Origin of the sequence: Variovorax ureilyticus (assembly GCF_050632185.1) — a bacterium.
GTDB classification, from domain to species: Bacteria; Pseudomonadota; Gammaproteobacteria; order Burkholderiales; family Burkholderiaceae_C; genus Variovorax; species Variovorax ureilyticus_A.
This window is the reverse complement of record NZ_CP192579.1, coordinates 3,252,005-3,270,364: the sequence shown is the minus strand read 5'-3', so window position 1 is coordinate 3,270,364 and position 18,360 is coordinate 3,252,005. Positions and strand designations below refer to the sequence as shown.

Annotated in this window: 13 protein-coding genes and 3 pseudogenes; 5 read left to right on the top strand and 11 right to left on the bottom strand. The window is 66.1% G+C overall.

Going from position 1 to position 18,360, the window contains the following annotated elements; genetic code table 11:
* Positions 1-10: 10 nt before the first annotated feature.
* On the bottom strand, positions 11-913 hold the full coding sequence (locus tag ACQ858_RS16110) for a LysR family transcriptional regulator (RefSeq protein ID WP_431273680.1): 903 nt from the start codon (positions 911-913) through the stop codon (positions 11-13).
* A 155-nt stretch (positions 914-1,068) separates the two neighbouring features.
* Positions 1,069-1,974, bottom strand: a complete 906-nt coding sequence (locus ACQ858_RS16105; RefSeq protein ID WP_431273679.1) for an SDR family NAD(P)-dependent oxidoreductase — start codon at positions 1,972-1,974, stop codon at positions 1,069-1,071.
* Positions 1,975-2,135: 161 nt separating this feature from the next.
* Here ACQ858_RS16105 and ACQ858_RS16100 point away from each other — a divergent pair.
* Positions 2,136-4,372 (top strand): annotated as a pseudogene (locus tag ACQ858_RS16100) (NADP-dependent isocitrate dehydrogenase).
* A gap of 36 nt (positions 4,373-4,408) precedes the next feature.
* Here the strand turns inward: ACQ858_RS16100 and ACQ858_RS16095 are convergent.
* From ACQ858_RS16095 to ACQ858_RS16080, 4 genes and pseudogenes are all read right to left on the bottom strand, one after another.
* The gene (locus ACQ858_RS16095) at positions 4,409-5,356 is read right to left on the bottom strand and encodes a pseudouridine-5'-phosphate glycosidase (RefSeq protein WP_431273678.1); all 948 of its coding nucleotides are present in this window, start codon (positions 5,354-5,356) and stop codon (positions 4,409-4,411) included.
* Between the two features lie 68 nt (positions 5,357-5,424).
* Positions 5,425-6,929, bottom strand: a pseudogene (locus ACQ858_RS16090) (class I adenylate-forming enzyme family protein).
* A gap of 13 nt (positions 6,930-6,942) precedes the next feature.
* Positions 6,943-8,576: pseudogene (locus ACQ858_RS16085) on the bottom strand (acyl-CoA dehydrogenase family protein).
* Positions 8,577-8,612: 36 nt separating this feature from the next.
* Entirely contained in the window at positions 8,613-9,419 is an 807-nt protein-coding gene (locus ACQ858_RS16080; protein ID WP_431273677.1) for a thioesterase family protein, read from the bottom strand.
* 113 nt (positions 9,420-9,532) lie between these two features.
* Between ACQ858_RS16080 and ACQ858_RS16075 the strand changes: the two genes are divergently transcribed.
* Positions 9,533-10,168 (top strand): TetR/AcrR family transcriptional regulator, encoded by a 636-nt coding sequence (locus ACQ858_RS16075; protein ID WP_431273676.1) that lies wholly within the window; start codon positions 9,533-9,535, stop codon positions 10,166-10,168.
* A 16-nt stretch (positions 10,169-10,184) separates the two neighbouring features.
* Positions 10,185-11,618, top strand: a complete 1,434-nt coding sequence (locus ACQ858_RS16070) for an alpha/beta hydrolase (RefSeq protein ID WP_431273675.1) — start codon at positions 10,185-10,187, stop codon at positions 11,616-11,618.
* A 338-nt stretch (positions 11,619-11,956) separates the two neighbouring features.
* On the opposite strand, the gene ACQ858_RS16065 is transcribed toward ACQ858_RS16070, so the two are convergent.
* The 5 genes from ACQ858_RS16065 to ACQ858_RS16045 all read right to left on the bottom strand — a co-directional run bounded on the left by ACQ858_RS16065 (position 11,957) and on the right by ACQ858_RS16045 (position 16,603).
* Complete coding sequence (locus ACQ858_RS16065; protein WP_431273674.1) at positions 11,957-12,778, bottom strand: NYN domain-containing protein; 822 nt, start codon at positions 12,776-12,778, stop codon at positions 11,957-11,959.
* A gap of 583 nt (positions 12,779-13,361) precedes the next feature.
* A complete protein-coding gene (locus tag ACQ858_RS16060; protein ID WP_431273673.1) occupies positions 13,362-13,724 on the bottom strand; it encodes a hypothetical protein in 363 nt (120 codons plus the stop codon).
* An 8-nt stretch (positions 13,725-13,732) separates the two neighbouring features.
* Positions 13,733-14,647, bottom strand: coding sequence for a DNA primase family protein (locus ACQ858_RS16055; protein WP_431273672.1), 915 nt, complete (start codon positions 14,645-14,647; stop codon positions 13,733-13,735).
* 600 nt (positions 14,648-15,247) lie between these two features.
* Positions 15,248-15,568, bottom strand: coding sequence for a single-stranded DNA-binding protein (locus tag ACQ858_RS16050; RefSeq protein WP_431273671.1), 321 nt, complete (start codon positions 15,566-15,568; stop codon positions 15,248-15,250).
* 57 nt (positions 15,569-15,625) lie between these two features.
* Positions 15,626-16,603, bottom strand: a complete 978-nt coding sequence (locus tag ACQ858_RS16045) for a DNA-binding protein (RefSeq protein ID WP_431273670.1) — start codon at positions 16,601-16,603, stop codon at positions 15,626-15,628.
* A gap of 1,100 nt (positions 16,604-17,703) precedes the next feature.
* On the opposite strand from ACQ858_RS16045, the gene ACQ858_RS16040 reads away from it, so the two are divergent.
* Positions 17,704-17,907: a hypothetical protein gene (locus ACQ858_RS16040; protein ID WP_431273669.1), complete on the top strand. Its 204-nt coding sequence runs from the start codon at positions 17,704-17,706 to the stop codon at positions 17,905-17,907.
* Complete coding sequence (locus ACQ858_RS16035; RefSeq protein WP_431273668.1) at positions 17,904-18,299, top strand: hypothetical protein; 396 nt, start codon at positions 17,904-17,906, stop codon at positions 18,297-18,299. The genes ACQ858_RS16040 and ACQ858_RS16035 overlap by 4 nt, the downstream gene beginning before the upstream one ends.
* Positions 18,300-18,360 lie beyond the last annotated feature (61 nt).

Below are 18,360 nucleotides of genomic sequence, written 5' to 3'. Positions count from 1 at the left end.
CGCGCGCCGCCTACGCCTGGCGCGGCTGCTGCGCGAGGTAGTCGAACAGCTCGCGCGCCGATGCGGGCAGTTGCCCGCGACTGCGCGCGACGATCTTCAGCTCGCGCTCGGCCCAGGCATCGGCCAGCGGGACGATGGTGATCCGCATCGACCGCGCATGGCGCCGGGCGGAGGAAGCGGGCAGCACGCCGACGCCCACGCCGGCCTCGATCATCAGGCAGATGGCCTCGAAGCTGCCGACCTGGATGCGCGGGTGGTAGCCGCGGCCGGCGAGTTCGGCCTTCAGCAGCAGGAAGCGGTGGATCGCGCTGCCGTGGTGCAGGCCGACGTGCTGTTCTTCGAGCGTGTCGACGAAGGACACCGCGCGGGCGCCCGCGAGGTGGTGGGTATCCGGCGCCACCAGCACGAGCTGGTTGCGCCCGAACGGCCGGGCGTCGAAGTCGCCGGTGTGCACGTCGCCTGCGAGGATGCCGAGGTCCGCGCTGCCGTCGGCGACCGATCGCACGATCTCCTCGCTGAGGTGCTCGCGCAGATCCACCTGCACCGCGGGATGCTGCGTGAGAAAGCCCGCAAGCTTTTCGGGCAGGTACTCGGTGATCGAGGTGGTGTTGGCGAACACCCGCACATGCCCCTTGATGCCCTTGCCGAAATCCTGCATGTCGATGCGCAGGTGCTCCATCTGCTGCATGACGCGCTTGGCGTGGTAGAGCAGCGCCTCGCCGGCGGCCGTCAGGCTCACGCCCTGCGCATTGCGATGCAGCAACTTGCCGCCGATCGCTTCTTCCATCTGCTTGATGCGGGTCGACGCCGCCGCGAGCGAGATGCAGGCCCTGTCGGCGCCCCGCGTGAGGCTGCGCGCGTCCGCCACATAGGCGAACAGCTTCAGGTCAAAGAGGTCGAAATGCAGGTTCAAGCGACGAGGGCGCGGTCACGCGCGTCGGAATGAAAGCGTCCATTGTCCCGCGAAGCGAGGCGGGGAACACTGCGGAACCGGCTCTGCCGGGCCGCTGGTGTTGCCCCCGGCAGGGGGTGGAGAGCGACACGAAGTGCGCGAGCCTGGGGACGAGTCTATACAGGGTCCCAGCTAAACACGTCCGCCGAGCGATCCAGCGGAAAGAAGCTCGCCCGCATTGCCGGCATCGCATGCTCGGCGATCGTCCGCGGCGTCCAGCCTTCGGATCGGTGGATCGTGCGCACCGGCCGCGGCTGGCTGATCAGCGAAATCTCGTTGTTGCGCACCGAGAAGATCTGGCCGTTGACCTCCTTCGCCGCGTCGCTCGCGAGATAGACCGCCAGCGGCGCGATCTTGGCCGGCGTCATCTGCTGGATTCTGGCGACGCGGGCCTTCTGCTCCTCGGTGTCGGTCGGTATGGCGCCGATCATCCGGCTCCAGGCGAAGGGTGCGATGCAGTTGGAGCGTACGTTGAACTTCTGCATGTCCAGCGCGATGGATTTGGATAGCGCCACGATGCCCAGCTTGGCGGCCGAGTAGTTGGCCTGACCGAAGTTGCCGATCAGCCCGGAGGTCGACGTCATGTGGACCATCGCGCCCGAGTTCTGCTCCTTGAAGAAGGTCGCGGCGGCGCGGCTCACGAAGTAGGCGCCGTACAGGTGAACCTTGATGACCGCGTCCCATTCGCCCTCTGACATCTTGTGGAAGAAGCGGTCGCGCAGGATGCCGGCGTTGTTGACCACCACGTCGATGCGGCCGAAGTGCTCGACCGCGCACTGCACGATCCTTGCCGCGCTCGCGGCCTCGGCCACGCTGTCGGTGCTGGGCACCGCCTCGCCGCCCAGGGCGCGGATCTCGTCCACCACCTGCTGGGCCGGGCCGGCGTTGCGGCCTTCGCCATCGACGGCGGCGCCGATGTCGTTGACCACCACCCGTGCACCGTGGCTCGCCATGGCGAGCGCGATGTCACGGCCGATTCCGCCGCCCGCACCGGTGACGACCACGACTTTTCCTTCAACCATGCGAAATGCTCCAGAAATTGCTGCTCGATGACCCCGGAAGAATGCCACGGAGGGGATTGCGGCGGTTCGCCATTCCGAAAGAGGGGTTCGGCGACAATCGCGAGTTGGGCGAACCGGCTACCCCCTCGGTTCGGACATTCCAGTATCACGAAAGTAAGCGCATGAGCACGACTCAACCTTCCATCATCTACACGCTCACCGACGAAGCGCCCTATCTGGCGACCGCCGCTTTCCTGCCGATCATCCGAACGTTCGCGGCGCCGGCCGGCGTGAATATCGCGACGAGCGACATTTCCGTGGCGGCGCGGGTCCTGGGGGCTTTCCCGGAGTGCCTGACCGATGCGCAGAAGGTGCCGGACACCCTCGCCGAACTGGGCCGTCTGACCTTCAAGCCCGAGGCGAACATCATCAAGCTGCCCAACATCAGCGCCTCGGTGGGCCAGCTCAAGGTCTGCATCAAGGAACTGCAGGACAAGGGCTACAAGATTCCCGATTTCCCCGAGAACCCGCAGACGGCCGAAGAAAAGGACATCCGCGCGCGCTACAACAAATGCATCGGCAGCGCCGTGAACCCGGTGCTGCGCGAGGGCAATTCCGACCGCCGTGCGCCCAGGGCGGTGAAGGAATACGCGCGCAAGCACCCGCACAGCATGGCCGAGTGGAGCCAGGCCTCGCGCAGCCACGTTTCGCACATGCACCACGGCGACTTCTATCACGGCGAGAAGTCGATGACGCTGGACCGCGCGCGTGACGTCAAGATGGAGTTGGTCACCAAGAGCGGCAAGACCATCGTGCTCAAGCCGAAGGTCGCGCTGCTGGACCGCGAGGTCATCGACAGCATGTTCATGAGCAAGAAGGCGCTGCTGGACTTCTACGAGCAGCAGATCGAGGACGCCCACAAGACCGGCGTGATGTTCTCGCTGCACGTCAAGGCCACCATGATGAAGGTCTCGCACCCGATCGTGTTCGGTCATTGCGTCAAGATCTTCTACCGGGATGCCTTCGCCAAGCACGGCAAGCTGTTCGATGAACTGGGCGTCAACGTCAACAACGGCATGGTCGATCTCTACAACAAGATCGCCACGCTGCCCGAGAGCAAGCAGGAGGAAATCAAGCGCGACCTGCACGCCTGCCACGAGCATCGCCCCGAGCTGGCGATGGTCGATTCGGCCAAGGGCATCACCAACTTCCACTCGCCCAACGACGTGATCGTCGATGCGTCGATGCCCGCCATGATCCGCAACGGCGGCAAGATGTGGGGCGCCGACGGCCGCCTGAAGGACGTCAAGGCCGTGATGCCCGAGAGCACCTTCGCCCGCATCTACCAGGAGATGATCAACTTCTGCAAGTGGCACGGCGCCTTCGACCCGAAGACCATGGGCACGGTGCCCAACGTCGGCCTGATGGCGCAGCAGGCCGAGGAATACGGCTCGCACGACAAGACCTTCGAGATCCCCGAAGACGGCGTGGCCAACATCACCGACCTCGCGACCGGCGAAGTGTTGATGAGCCAGAACGTGGAGCAGGGCGACATCTGGCGCATGTGCCAGGTCAAGGACGCCGCCATCCGCGACTGGGTCAAGCTGGCCGTCACGCGCGCGCGCAACTCCGGCATGCCGGCGGTGTTCTGGCTCGATGCCTACCGTCCCCACGAGGCACAGCTCATCACCAAGGTCAAGATGTACCTGCATGAGCACGACACCACGGGGCTGGACATCCAGATCATGAGCCGGTGCGCGCGATGCGTTACACGCTGGAGCGCGTGGTGCGTGGCCTGGACACCATCTCGGTCACCGGCAACATCCTGCGCGACTACCTGACCGACCTGTTCCCGATCATGGAACTCGGCACCAGCGCGAAGATGCTCTCGATCGTTCCGCTGATGGCTGGCGGCGGCATGTACGAGACCGGCGCCGGCGGCTCGGCGCCCAAGCATGTCCAGCAACTGGTCGAGGAGAACCACCTGCGCTGGGATTCGCTGGGCGAGTTCCTCGCGCTCGCGGTGTCGTTGGAAGACCTTGGCATCAAGACCAACAATGGCAAGGCCAAGCTGCTCGCCAAGACGCTCGACGCGGCCACCGGCAAGCTGCTGGACAACAACAAGTCCCCGTCGCCGCGCACCGGCGAGCTCGACAACCGCGGCAGCCAGTTCTACCTGGCCAAGTACTGGGCGGAAGAACTCGCCGCGCAGACCGAGGACAAGGAACTGGCGTCCCGTTTCGCCCCGCTGGCCGAAGCGCTGGCCAAGGACGAGCAGAAGATCGTCGGCGAACTGGCTGCCGTGCAGGGCAAGCCGGCGGACATCGGCGGCTATTACCTGCCGGACGCGAAGAAGATCGAGGCCGTGATGCGCCCGAGCGCGACGCTGAACGCCGATCTGGCAGCCGTGAACGCCTGAGCGCTGCGCGCCGCGGCCGGGGCGCGGGGGCCCCGGTCAGCCCCTGGCGCCACGCCGCGTATGCGCGAGCGCCAGTGCCAGCCGTGCGCCGACCGCCGCGTTGTGCTTCACCAGCGCGATGTTCGTGGCCGGGCTGCGGTCGCCTGACAGCGCCTTGATGCGCGCCAGCAGGAAGGGCGTGACCGCCTTGCCGGTGATGCCTTGGGTGCCGGCCTCGGCGAGCGCCTGCCGGGTCAGCGCATCGATCTCCCCGAGCGACATTTCCGCCGACTCCGGCACGGGCGTGCTGAGCACGACGCCGCCCGTGAGGCCCAGGTCCCATTTGGTGCGGATGAAACGGGCCTGTTCGGTCGGGTCGTCCAGCCGATAGTCGGCGCGAAAGCCGCTGTCGCGTGTGTAGAACGCGGCGAAGTTGTCCTGCTCGCAACTGAGCACCGGCACGCCGTGCGTTTCCAGGTATTCGAGCGTGAGGCCGATGTCGAGGATGGACTTCGCGCCCGCGCACACCACCGCGACCGAGGTCCTCGCCAACTCCTGCAGGTCCGCCGAGATGTCGAAGCTTTCCTGTGCACCACGGTGCACGCCGCCGATGCCGCCGGTGACGAAGACCTCGATGCCCGCGAGCGCGGCGCAGATCATCGTCCCTGCCACTGTGGTGGCGCCGATGCCGCCGTTCGTGAGAACCGCCGGCAGGTCGCGCCGGCTCACTTTCTGCGCCTGGCCCGAACGGCCGAGAAATTCGAGTTCTTCATCGGAGAGCCCGATGCGGATTCGCCCCCGCATGACCGCGACCGTCGCGGGCTCCGCGCCGAGGCTGCGGATCACCGCCTCCACCTCGCGTGCGGTTCGGACGTTGTCCGGATAGGGCATGCCGTGCGCGACGATGGTCGATTCGAGCGCCACCAGCGGCCGGCCCGCGGCCTGCGCCGCCATCACCGGGGCGCTGAAGGTGAGCCAGGATCGGGGGAGATCGGCCAGGGCCATCACGGCACTATGCCAGAGCCCCGGTCGCGACCCACCAGGAAATTCGCATCGACGGCGGGCCGGTCGGGCTACGCCCTGATGAGGTGCTTGAGCAGCTTGCCGGTGGCCGTGCGCGGCAGCGAATCGATGAATTCATAGCCGCGCGGGATCTTGTAACGGGCCAGCTTCGGTACCAGGAACTCGCGCAGCGCCTCCTCGTCGAGCGTGCGGCCGGGCTTCGCAACGAGGACGGCTGTCACGGTTTCGCCCCACTCGGCGTGGGGCCGGCCGATGACCGCCACGTCCTGCACGTCGGGGTGGGCGGCGAGCACGTCCTCGACCTCCTTGGAGTACACGTTCTCCCCGCCCGTGATGATCATGTCGCGCAGCCGGTCGACGATGAACAGGAAGCCGTCTTCGTCGACGCGCGCCGGTCGCCGGTGCGATACCAGCCCTGGGGATCGAAGGCTGCCGCCGTGGCTTCGGGATTGTCGAGATAGCCCTTCATCATCGCGGGCGTGCGCAGGTGGATTTCGCCGACTTCGCCGGCGAAGCAGCGCTGGCCATCTGCGCGACGGACTTCGATCGCCACGCCCGGCACGCCCGAGCGGCCGATCGAGCCCGCCTTGGCGATGGCTTCCTCGGGATAGAGCACGGTGCCGAGCGGCCCGGACTCGGTCATGCCGTAGACCTGCACGAAGCGGTCGCTGCCGTAGCTGTCCGCCAGCTTGCGCGCCATGTCGGCGCCGAGCGGCCCACCGCCGTAGGCCCACATGCGCATCGCGCCGAAGTCGTAGGACTTGACGTCAGGCACCACCGCGAGCGGCGCAAGGAAGGCGATGGGTGCGCCGAAGGTGAAGCTGATGCGCTCATCGGCGAGCGCGTCCAGAAAGGCCTTGGGCGCATATTCGCGCAGCAGCACGGCGCTGCCGCCCATCAGGAGCGTGCCGAGCAGCCAGTTGTTGAGCGGTGACGAATGCCAGATCGGCATCGCGATCAGGGTGCGCTCGTTGCGCGTGAGACCGGTGCCCGCGGCGGCGCAGATCGCGGCAAAGAAGACGTTGCCGTGGGTGTGCAGGCAGCCCTTGGGTTTTCCGGTGGTGCCGGAGGTGTAGAGGATCTGGGCGAGCGCGTCGGAGGAGGGCGCCGGCGAGTCGGCCATGGGCTCGGCCCGTTCCACCAGCGCTTCGAGCAGCGGCATGCCTTCGGCTGCGCTATCGGTGGCGATCCACGTCAGCGAATGCCTGATGCGCTGCGCGACCGGGGCGAGCGCGCCGTCCACCACGCAGAGCCTGCTCCCCGAATGGGCGAGGATGTAGTCGATCTCCGGTGCCTGCAGCTTGTGGTTGATCGGCACCACGGTCGCGCCGAGCCGCCATGCGCCGAACATCGCGACCACGAAGCCGGGGGTGTTGAAGCAAAGCAGCGCGACCTTGTCGCCCGCGCCGACGCCCTGCGCGCGCAGCGCGGCGGCGGCGCGGCGCGAGAGTTCGGCAAACTCCGCGTAGCTGTATGAGTGGCCGGCGGCGCGCAGGCATTCCTTGTCGGCCTGCACGCGCGCGTGCTGGTCGATCACCGAAACGAAATCCGTCATCGTGCGCCTTGCCTCACTGCCGGGCGGCGCGCAGCAATGCGGCCGGATCGGTGGTGCCCGCACTGATGCCGGTCACCGGCCCCCAGTCGGGATCGAAGCGGCTGCCGATGAAGGCGGCCGATGCTTCGGGGCGCGCGTGCTGCAGCATCAGGCAGGCCTGCGCCGTGAGCACCAGCCGCTGCGTGAAGCGGCGAGCCCGGCGTTCGAGCTGCTCGGGCGGAAGCTGGATCGCGTCGCGCAGCCACTGCGTCTGCGCGAGCAGCGCCCTGTCCTGCGAGGCGACCTCCTGAAGATGGTCGAGCACGCGATGCGCGTCGTCGGGGTTGCGCGAGACGGCGCGCAGCACGTCCAGGCTCATCACGTTGCCGGAGCCTTCCCAGATGGAGTTGACCGGCGCTTCGCGGAACAGCCGACCCATCGGGCCGGTTTCCACATAGCCGTTCCCGCCGAAGACTTCCATCGCCTCGCCGGTCAGCGCCACCGCGCGCTTGCAGTTCCAGAACTTGGCGGCGGGCGTCATCAGGCGGCGCCATGCGACGTCGAGCGGCTCGGTCGAGCCGAAGTGCGAGGCGAGGTCCATCGCCAGCAGCGTCGCGGCTTCGGACTCCAGCGCCATGTCGCCGAGCAATTCGGTCATCACCGGCTGGTCGACCAGCGCCTTGCCGAAGGCATGGCGGTTGCGCGTGTAGTGCAGCGCCTGCGCGAGCGCCTGGCGGATGAAGCCCGCGCTGGACAGCGCGCAGTCGAGCCGCGTGTAGGTCGCCATTTCGATGATGGTCGGGATGCCGCGGCCTTCCTCGCCGACGAGCACCCCCAGGCTTCCTTGAACTCGACCTCGCTGCTGGAGTTGGAACGGTTGCCCACCTTGTCCTTCAGGCGCTGGATGTGGATCGCGTTCTTGGTGCCGTCAGGCCGCCAGCGCGGCACGAAGAAACACGACGAGCCGCGCTCGTCGGTCTTCGCGAGCACCAGGTGGCCGTCGCACATCGGCGCGGAGAAGAACCACTTGTGGCCGGTGATGAGGAACTCGCTGCCCCACGATCCCGCGCCGAGCGGCACCGCGCGCGTGGTGTTGGTGCGCACGTCGCTGCCGCCCTGCTTTTCGGTCATGCCCATGCCGACCGCGATCGAACGCTTCTGCTCGATCGGCACATCGCGCTCGTCGTGCTCCATGGCCGCGAGCTTCGACGCGACCGCGCCGTAGAGTGCGCCGTTGTGCCGCAGCACCGGGATGCAGGCCTTGGTCATCGTGGTCGGGCAGGTCGAGCCCGATTCGATCTGGCTGTGCATGTAGAGCGATGCGCCGTAGGCGGTCCAGGCGGAAGGCCGTTCGTCGAAGAAGGGCAGGTTGGCGATGCCGTTGCGCCGCGCGATCGACATCATCGTGTGCCACGCGGGATGGAACTTCACGACGTCGATGCGCTGGCCGGTGGCCGAATGCGTGTGCAGCTCGGGTTCGTAGTGGTTGGCGTCCTCGGCGGCGCGCAGCGTGGCTTCGCTGCCGTATTCGGCGCCCTGGCGCACGAGTTCGGCGTCGCGCCACTCGGCGCCCCCGCGCGCCACGGCGCGGCGCAATGCCGGGTCGCTGGTGTAGACGTTGTAGTCCTTGAGCTCGGGAACCTGGTTGTCCGGATGGATGCCGATCATGGCGTGTCTCCCTGAAGGGTGGTTGAGAAGAAAAGGTCAGCTGCGCTCGCGCAGCACCAGCGTCTGGATCGCGACGCCGATGGGCCCCTGCGCGTCGTACAGCCGCGACAGCGTCGTGCCCGTGCCGGCGCCGTCGGCCTGGGTTTCGGCGGCGACGCCGATCCATTCGCCGACGGGTTGGCGCATCAGGTGCACACTGAGGTCGGCGTTGGAGAACAGGTAGCGCTGCGCCGGCAGCACCCAGCTCAGTCCGTTGCCGAAGTCGGCGGCTGCACATGCGCGCATGGCCGGCGAGGTCGGCGTGTCCTGCACCATCGGCACGATGAGCCGGAACCATGCGGCGGCGGGGCCGGGTTGCGACGGATCGCCGTGCGCCACGCGCGATTCGATCGCGCCGCGGTGGAAGGACAGGCCTTCTGGCAGGCCGGGAATGCGCACCTGCCGATCGCATTGGTGCGGCTTCGGCAACAGTTGCGCGGACGACCAGCCGGGCAGCCCGGCGGGCAGATGGAGCGCCTGCGTGCGCAGCAGGAGCGCATGCGCGCGTGCGACCAGCGTGTCGCCGGCCAGCAGGTCGACACCGATGCGTGTGGTCGAACGGGAGGCCTGCGTGGTGCAGCGCGACGTCAGCGCGCCGAGCGGCACCGGCTTGACGAGCTCGACGCTCAGGCGTGCGAGTTGCCAGCCCGGTTCGGTCGCGGTGGATTCGGCGATGTGCGCGAGAAGCGCCGAGGGCGCACCGCCATGTTGCGCGCGCGGGTCCCAGGGCCCGCGTGCCAGTTCGGTGGCATGCCAGGTTTCGCCTTCGCGGACGAACACGGCGGACGGTCGGCTGTCGGTCATGGTGTCTCCTTGCGGCTTCTTTTGTGCGGCTCCGACCGGGCTGCACAATGCGCTCCGATGGGCGTCAAAAATTCTAGGAAGAACACGCGTCGCAGGTGTTCGGTTTCCGCCGCATGAAGACGAAGGTCAGCCGTTCCGCGTCTCTCCCCAGGAGAAAGCCGCGCCAGTCACGTGCGCGCCACACCTCGCAGGCGCTGCAGGATGCCTTTGTTCGGCTTTTGGTGGAACGCGGCTATGCGGGCATCACCATCCGCGAATTGGTCGCGGTGGCCGGCACCGGGCTCGGCAGCTTCTACGAGTATTTCGCGAGCAAGGAAGACCTCGCGCGCGTCTGCCTGCACCTTCGCTCGAAAGCGCTGCTGATGGCGCTGCACGATGCAGTGTCGCGGAACACCGGCCGGCCGTTTCGCGAGATCGTCGAGGCGGTCATCGAATCGCAGGTGGAGGCCCATCGCGAGCAGCCGCAGGAGTGGGGCGCGCACTACCTGTTGGAGCGGCACCTGTCCGGTCCCGAGGCCTATCGCAAGATGTACGAGCGCTTCGTCGACGAATGGGTCGCGGCGCTCGATGCGGCGGTCGATCTCTCCTGCGCTTGCGACAGGCGGGAGGCCGCGCGCGTGAGCTTCACCATCATGTACGGTCTCTTCGCCCACGCGCACATCGGTGCCGGCGGAAAGCCCGATCTGCAGGCGTTGTCGCGGCAGGCGTGCACCGCGATCTGCGCGTATCTCGAAACCCAACGGAAGTGAGGAACGGATGCTCAGGATGGTGAAACGGATCGCGCTGGTGGCGGTGACGGCCGTCGTGGTGCTCGTCGGTGTGCGCATCTACGACATCCAGCGCGGGCCCCCGCTCTCGTCGTGGCACACGCATGTGCCGCACGAGCTCTCGCGCGACGCGCTGCGCACCGCCGATTGGGTGGCCTACCTCGCGGCCGAGAACGCGGCCTTTGCGGAGGTGCGCACCGAGGTCACCGACAAGCTGCCGCCCGAGGCGCGCGTTCCGATCAACCGTTACTTCGAGGGCAGCCAGATGTATCCCGGGCGTTTCAGGCAGGACTGGAATCGCTCGTACGTGCTCGAACCCGAAGGCCCGCCCAAGGGGGTCGTCGTGCTGCTGCACGGCCTGACCGATTCGCCTTACAGCCTGCGCCATGTCGCCGCGATCTACCGCGATCGCGGCTTTGTCGCCATCGGCATCCGCATGCCGGGCCATGGCACGGTGCCCGCGGGGCTCACGCGCGTCGAATGGCCGGACTGGCTCGAAGCCACGAAGCTTGCGGTACGGGAGGCACGCCGCCGTGTGGCGGCGCCGCTGCCGCTGCACATCGTCGGCTATTCCAACGGCGGTGCGCTGGCGATGAAGTACGCGCTCGACGCGCTGGACGACAAGAGCCTCGCGCGGCCCGACCGGCTCGTGCTCCTCACGCCGATGATCGGCGTCACCGAGCTGTCGCGCTTCGCGGGCCTGCTCGGCTGGCCGGCCGTCTTCCCGTCCTTCGCGAAGGCGGCGTGGCTGGGGATCGTGCCGGAATTCAATCCGTTCAAGTACAACTCGTTCCCGGTGAACGGGGCGCGGCAGTCGTCGCTGCTCACGCGCGACCTGCAGGAGCACATCGTGCGCGAGGAGCGCGAGGGGCGGCTCGCGCAGTTGCCGCCGATCCTGACCTTCCAGTCGCTCGCGGACGCCACCGTGAGCACCAGTGCAATCGTCACCGGACTTTATGCGCGGCTGCCGGCCAACGGCAGCGAGCTGGTGCTGTTCGACCTCAACCGCAACGCCAAATTCGGCCCGCTGCTGCGCGATGCGAGCGATCCGCAGAGCAGCCGCCTGCTGCCGCCCGCGCCGAGAAGCTTCCGGACCACGTGGATTGCCAACGGCGACCCGGATACGCCACGGATGGTCGAGCGCGTGACCGAGGCCGGGGCGTCTGCCGAGCACACGCGGCCGCTCGCGCTCGAATATCCGCCCGATGTGTTTTCCCTGTCGCACGTCTCGCTGCCGTTTCCGGTGAGCGACGCGCTGTACGGGCTGCATCCCGACGGCAGGGAAGACTTCGGCATCAGCATCGGCGCCCTGGCCGTGCGCGGCGAGAACCGCACGCTGGTGGTGGGGTTCGACATGCTGTCGAGGCTGCAGTCGAACCCGTTCTATCCGTATGTCGCCGAGCGCATCGGCGAAGGCATCCCGGGACGCTGAGCTTTCTGGCGCCCAAAGAAAATGCCCCGCATGATCGAACATGCGGGGCATTGTGTGTTGGTGGGCCCTGAGTGACTCGAACACTCGACCTACGGATTAAGAGACGTTGGCTGGGCCCCGGTACGACTTTTCGTCGTCATCGAAAACCATTGTACATCAAGCACTTAGCCGAATTGCCCCGTCCACGACCGCCGTCATCCGCCGTCCTCCGGCGCTATCAGCGCTATCAAATGCGCTATCAAAAGTGCCCCTCGCGCCTATGCAGTTCGACGACCGAGCGACTCCGGTCTGGCCGCATCGAAGTGCCCGGGGATGCTGGCGTTGGGCAGCGAGCTCGCCTATGCGGCCGCGACTTGGCCGTCGTGTTGCTCATCCGCAGCATGGCTGCGAGGCGCCAGGCTCACCGACCAGTGCCCCCCGTTTTCCTGCTTGGACGACAGCAGGTCGTACGTCCTCACCATCGCGAGCAACCCCGAGTGACCGTACACCGTGGGTGAAAAGGCGGGGTCCGTGCGCTTGAGGTACTGGCCCAGCTGGCCCAGGCTCACTTTGCCTTCGGAGGTGTCGCTGGCGAGGAGCGTGACCGCGTCGACGACAAAGCGCGGCCGGCGCTTGACCGGCGGCTTGGAGGTTTCTGCATTCGCGGATTCCGTCTTGGCGTTCGGTGCTTTGGATGCCACCTTGGCTGCCGCCTCAAGGGCCGCATCCGTCGCCACTTCGGGACGAACCCATTCGAAGAACTGGTCGCTCGCGTTGCGCAGGGCATCCGGGGTCTTGGGCTCACCCACGATGCACACGGTGGCGCCGCGCTCGCGCAGTTTGCGGCACAGGTAGGCGAAATCGGAGTCGCTGGTGACCAGGCAAAAGGTGTCCGCGCGCTCGTCAAACATCGCCTCGAGCGCATCCAACGCGAGCGCGATGTCCGCCGTGTTTTTGCCTGACGCGTACTGGTACTGCAGGCACGGCGTGAATGCTTGACAAACGAGGGCCTCCTGCCACTTCGCGGCCAACGTGTTGTGGTTGCCGTACCCGCGTCGCAAGACGACCCGCCCAAACTGCGCGACCACGCGCAAAGCGTATTCGAGAACCTCGGGCGAGACGTTGTCGCAGTCCACGAGAACTGCAACGCGCGCCTCACCCCCGTTGGCGCCTGCCTTCATCTGGAAACCTCCTCCGATGTGCGCCCCATCATATCCATGGGCATGAAGGCGCCGGGAGGAGAGAGTCGGCCTGGGCGTCGGAATGCGCTACCGACCGGCCGACCGACAGTAGGTCGGTGCGTTGGGAAGGAGTGCTCGTTGGGGCCTTTGTCCTCCCTCGGTGCCGGGCGTCGTCGCGCCGCACTGCAGCAGGACTCTCGGCGCGAACGAACGCGGGCTACTCGGCGCAGCATTCATGGAGTTTTCTCGAACGCGCGCTTCAGCCTCCCCATTCCTTGGCCAAGGGCGCCTTTGGCGCCGCAGGTGCCCTTTGGGAGAGCGGGAGCCTTGCCTCCGTCAGTGGGAGCGTGCATGGCGTGGTGGGCCTGCTCTCGGCCGCATGCGGTCGGTGAGAGTCAGTCCCCGGGTTGGGCGTGTCGAGCGTGTCGGGGTGCTTCTGAAACTTACGCAAGAAGAGGATTTATGAGATAGAGGTTCGACGGGAGGAAGTTGTCGTTGTGACCCGGCACACCAGGCACGCTCGGCCCGCCTGCCCCCGAGTAACGGGACCGCAAATGCGGTCCCGGAACGCCTGACTACCGAGTCATCGCTGGCGCGATGGCACCGGACACACCTGAATGTTGCAGACGCGTCGGGGCACGCCATCGATGCGGGTGCGCCCCAGCGCCAACTCGCGGAACTGCTCGTGCATGCGCTTCCAGAACTGGGGCGAACTCACGGGACGCATCGCGTGTGTTGAGCACCATGTGTGATAGTGCTCGAAGACGGTGTCCTTGAGCGTGGAGCAGGCCGTTCCGAGCTCGATGCTGCAGTCGTCAACCCAGGCGGCGACGGAGTTCGTTTCGGCCTTGACCTCCTGCAGTACCGCGGTCATAGCCTTCGGCATATCGGGGTCGAACATTCCGCGCTGCTGCAGTCGAATCAGGCCTTCCAGTGCCCAGTTCAAGACGCCTGTCAGTTCGCGGTTAATGATGTGCTGGGCCAGAAGGGGTCCCGCTCCCGCTCGGGGACAGTGACCGCGAACGGGATGATGTCCCAGCGCCGCCAGAAGCCTGCACTATGGTCGGTGATGGCGGGGAGGTGGTTGCCGAGCACCAACCATTTGCCGCGGACGTGAATGCTCACCGGTTCGCGGTATTTGCGGTCGACGGGGACGCGTTCGCCAGCAATCATCGATTTGAGCCGCTGTTCGTCGATGGGCTTGCGAGGGACCTCGTCGACGTAGACCAAGCTCGCGCCCACCAGGACGGAGAGATGGAAGCCCACCAACTGGTCCAGGGCGATGGCGGCGACCCGTCCGTGCAGCGCCTGCACGACGTTCGCGAGGACGCCTTTGCCGTTCGCGCCCTCCCCGAGCCAGAACTGAGCTCGTTGATACCGGGCATCGGACAGCAGCGTGTACCCGATGTACTCCTGAACGCGGGAGCGGACGCCGACATCGGGGAGCACGCGCGCGAGAAACTGCACGAACATGGTCGGCGCCGGCGAATCCGGTTGATATTCGCACTCTAGGGCATGCGTCAGGCCGAGCGCGGGGTCCGCAGGTCGCAACTCCAGTGTCGTCCCGTTCAGATGAACGTAGCCATTCCGGGTCGGCACCACGACCTGGTCGGTCGGCGGCGGAAGCGCGGGTGCATAAAGGTTGGCAGCGCGATAGGCCTTGCGGGCGTTCTCAAAGCTCGCCCAGTCCGGTTCACGGTGTACGAGCCAGTGGTAAGCCTCCCGCTCAGCCGCGTCTTCGTCGACAGGGGACCAATGGGTTCCCGTCCAGCGATACATGAGCGACCCATCCGAGGCGACCTGGCCTGTTGAGACGACGTGGCTGGCGTATTCGTGGGGCCGGAAAGGCTTGCGGGTCGACTTCGTCATGCCCGCTCCCCCAGGTGGGGGGTCGCCTGGCGTCGGCCGCGCAGGGGCGTCGGACGCGCGCCGGGTGAGGACAGCGATGAGAGCCAGGCTTCAACATCCTCCTGTCGCCACCGCAGGAGTTTCGTGCCGGGCAATTGAAGACGCGGTGGAACGGCCTCGGGGTTGCGACGCAAGTCGCTCTTGATGGTGTTTGGGCTGCGCCCGAGCAGGTGGGCGACTTGGTTCAGGTCAAGTAGGGGAGTCATTCGAACATAGGAAGCGCGTTCCAGCACCGGATAGCTCAGTGAGCCCCGCGATGCCGCCAGGCGGTGCGCGAAGACGCCTGGAGACTCGTTTAGCCGCCGGATTTAAATGTTTGCGCGAATCCCTGGGACGCCGCACAAGAACGCCGATGTGTACCAGCGCATGGCGGCTTCAATTCGTTCAGGGGCAGCGGGAAGGTCAGAGCTCCGGGCCGTCAGGCCCACACGGCGACACCGAGCCGATGAGCATCCGCGCCCAGGCCATGCCTTCCGGCTCACGGCAAGAGCGGCCTACGCGAGGACGAAGAATATCGGCCACCGCGATGGTGGCCGATGTCAATGAGTGTGTGCTTGCCGGTCAGGTTGTCGGCGCTTCCGCCGCCGGCTGCGCGGCGGGCTTGACGAGCTTCGAGGCTTCGAAAGCGATGATGAGCAGCGTGCCAGTCGGCTTGCCCTCACGCGAAAGATAGAAGTCCGCCTTGAGCTTGCCGGTGACTTTGACGAAATCCCCTTTGGCCAGGCCGGGGTCTGAATCTTTCATAACCCTCACTGAGTACCAACACGGGTCCGCATCCGCGCCGCGTTGGCTCTCGCACATCCGAAACTCGTAGTAGCCCTTGCCCGAAGCCTTCGTTTCTTTTCTCACCGGTGGCGTGGCGACATTGCCAAATGCTTGCATGCTTGTTGTCCTATAGGTTGCTGATGGACTTCCCATCGCCTTCTATAGCGACCTCAATCAATTGGGGTCGGGCGCGCCGGAAAGGAACGGGGAGCGAGGTTCAGGCCAGCTGCCGAGTAAGGCCGGGCGGCGGTACGGCAGGTAGTTCTCCGAGAACCAACCGCCCGTCGAATGCTCTTCGCCTTTAGAAATGCGGACCTTGGGCAGCCAAGTTGGCAACATCTGGATGATGACGTGGCCCAACACCCGTCTCTCAGTGCTTGACGTTCCATCGGAGTACCTGACTAACGGGACACCGACCACTTCGAACAGCCCGCATTGAATCTCTCGCAGCACGTTGTTTGTTGTCGTAAGCGGATTCTCCTTCGACTCCAACTTCGCACGGGCAATCGCGACGGCCCGCCCCAGGATGCGGTCAGTTTTCGCCAGAACGACGATGCGCCTCAGCGGCTGACCGTCCGACGTCCTCGCGCCCATACTTTTGAACAAGGCACCGAGCGAGGCCTCGCGTGCGGAGCCCCTTTTGCTGCGGTCAATCTCGAACCACGTCGCACCGTCAGGCTCATATGCAACCACATCGGGGCGCAGAGCGCGCCACTTGTAGGCGTTGCCAACTCCCACATCTACGTTGAGCAATCCCTGGACAAGCGCGCCTTTCTCTTTGCCTCGATTGAGCTCGCGGAGGAACTCGGGCTCCGTGAGGGCGCGAAGCCCGCGCACTTCGCAGCAGACGGCGATGAAGCTGGCCCAAAGCATATGCTCCGGATTCGTCATGTCATTCACGCGCCGAACCGATGAGGCCGAGTCGATGCCGTGCTCCTGGAGCAGGTCTGCACCCTTCTTCGTCAGTCCGTAGACATGCTGCTGGCGGTCAGTTCGGTACCATTGCACTAAGCCAGCCTTCTTCATCCCGCGCACAGCCTTCTGTGCCGCTGTCAACGCGGCTTTGAACGGACGCTCGGGCCCGCAAAGCGCCGCGATGTCGAACGTTCGGATGACGCGGAATCTATTTAGCGCGGAGAGCGCGCGGAGCACGGTGGCGTCTCGCAACCTGCGTGGCGACACCACTGTGGTGAGCCCTCGGTCGACACCGGGGCGCGAAGGCGTCGAGTTCGCACCGCCCGGTGGTAGCGTAGATTCCTGCGCGGTGGCGGAGCCCGCACGCACCGGTGGCAAGGAGTCTGCGCTCCGTGGCCGATTGCGAATGGCTTTCAGGGCATGTGTGTTGTTATTGGGTGCGTCGGTGGAGCTCTCCATACTTGTTGATTGAGCCTGTTGCTGCGCTGTGAGCATCGGTGGTCCCTGTGGGGCAGAGTTTTCAAGGCCGCACTGAGTCGCTGGTCCTTCGAGCGGTGCGGGGTGTTCAACGTGTAGTGAACCGTTGCGCCACCGCTTTGCATAACAGCGGCCACCACGCAATGCCGCTGCTCCTCCATGCCCATCAATGGTTCGCAGCACGGCCGCTCGAGGGCAGGGGTCAGCTGTTCTTTCCCCTCGTGCAGCCTCTCGCGCCACGGGCGCTCGTCTCCGACGTTTTCGTCGCGACGTGCATCAATGCCGGCTGTGCGGTCGCCCGGCTTCGCCGGTGCAAAACCCCGCCGCCGACCGCACACCTTCTCTCAATGCCCGATGTCTTTCATGGTCGTCGGCCGCAACTGTCTCGTCAGCAAGCCGTCCCTCTACGCTTGCCCCATGTCCCGATATCAAACGTGCTCTCTCGGCCCATGGGGACCCCGTGCGTAGCCGTACGAAGTCGCCGACTTCGTACCCGCCATCGATGAGGGCTTGCGCTGGCCGGCGGCGGGGTTTTGCCCCGCCTCAGCCCGGCCGGTCGCGAGCAACTCGGTCCTCGTAGCTCTCCTGGCTAGGCCCTTCGCGACCCGTACACGCAACTACTGTGCACCAACGCCAGCGGCTGCACGCCGCTCCGTCCGCCCGCTGGCTCGGTCGATGAGATGGCGTGAGCTCCCATCAGGCCGGATGCTCAGGAAGCTGTTTGCTCAAGGCTAAGGGTGCCCTCGCCTCCCGTGGCGCGCACGGCTGCGCCATCCACGCCTGTCGTCCAGCCTTCCCGTGGCGAAGCCGATTCGCGACGAGCGCTATACGACGCATATCAACTCCCATGGGAACAAGAAATGCTCGTCATCGATTTCGGCAAACACTCTGCTCGCATCTATCGCCGCAAGGAGGTGCGGCAACCCGACGGCTCGTACAAGCGCCCCGATGTGCGCCTCGGAACGCTGCCCCTGACGGCAACCTCCCTTCCGCCGGACTTCCCGCGCCTGACCGATAAGGAGCTCGAGTCGCTGCAAAAAAATTCTTCGACAAGGCGCGGGTGAAGCTCGAGCAGCGCCGGATAGATGAGCAGGAGCGCGCACTGGACCCAACGCGACGTATCGTCGCTGTGCGCGAACTCCTTCAAGAGCTGATTCGCCTGAGCGAGGAGCGTCCGGTTGATGACATGGACTTGATGGAGCTGTTCAAGATGCTCCTGGCCTTGCGTAGTGCCGACCCGCTTTTTCCGATGCAGGCTGTCACAGCCGCCGCTTTTGCTGCCGCATCGGCGGCGGAATGCGGCGCATTTGGTACTCGTTCCGATGAGACGCCCCTGAAAGGTTCGGCGGTCACGATGAGATGGAACGAGGTCCGAGATGCGGTCATCGGCGCGGGCGAGTCGAGTCTCATGCGCGCCCTCCAGCGCAGGAAATGGGTCAAGGTCAAGGAAGACTGAAACGCCGACAGCCTCAGAAGTGCCGCCCACCCGAGGCGGCATTTCTCTTCCTCAACAATGA

What these genes read in the sequence shown, in the direction of transcription:
- ACQ858_RS16105 (WP_431273679.1), bottom strand. Translation starts at nt 1,974, where the DNA reads ATGGTTGAAGGAAAAGTCGTGGTCGTCACCGGTGCGGGCGGCGGAATC.
- ACQ858_RS16095 (WP_431273678.1), bottom strand. Translation starts at nt 5,356, where the DNA reads ATGGCCCTGGCCGATCTCCCCCGATCCTGGCTCACCTTCAGCGCCCCG.
- ACQ858_RS16080 (WP_431273677.1), bottom strand. Translation starts at nt 9,419, where the DNA reads ATGACCGACAGCCGACCGTCCGCCGTGTTCGTCCGCGAAGGCGAAACC.
- ACQ858_RS16075 (WP_431273676.1), top strand. Translation starts at nt 9,533, where the DNA reads ATGAAGACGAAGGTCAGCCGTTCCGCGTCTCTCCCCAGGAGAAAGCCG.
- ACQ858_RS16070 (WP_431273675.1), top strand. Translation starts at nt 10,185, where the DNA reads ATGGTGAAACGGATCGCGCTGGTGGCGGTGACGGCCGTCGTGGTGCTC.
- ACQ858_RS16065 (WP_431273674.1), bottom strand. Translation starts at nt 12,778, where the DNA reads ATGAAGGCAGGCGCCAACGGGGGTGAGGCGCGCGTTGCAGTTCTCGTG.
- ACQ858_RS16055 (WP_431273672.1), bottom strand. Translation starts at nt 14,647, where the DNA reads ATGACGAAGTCGACCCGCAAGCCTTTCCGGCCCCACGAATACGCCAGC.
- ACQ858_RS16050 (WP_431273671.1), bottom strand. Translation starts at nt 15,568, where the DNA reads ATGCAAGCATTTGGCAATGTCGCCACGCCACCGGTGAGAAAAGAAACG.
- ACQ858_RS16040 (WP_431273669.1), top strand. Translation starts at nt 17,704, where the DNA reads ATGCTCGTCATCGATTTCGGCAAACACTCTGCTCGCATCTATCGCCGC.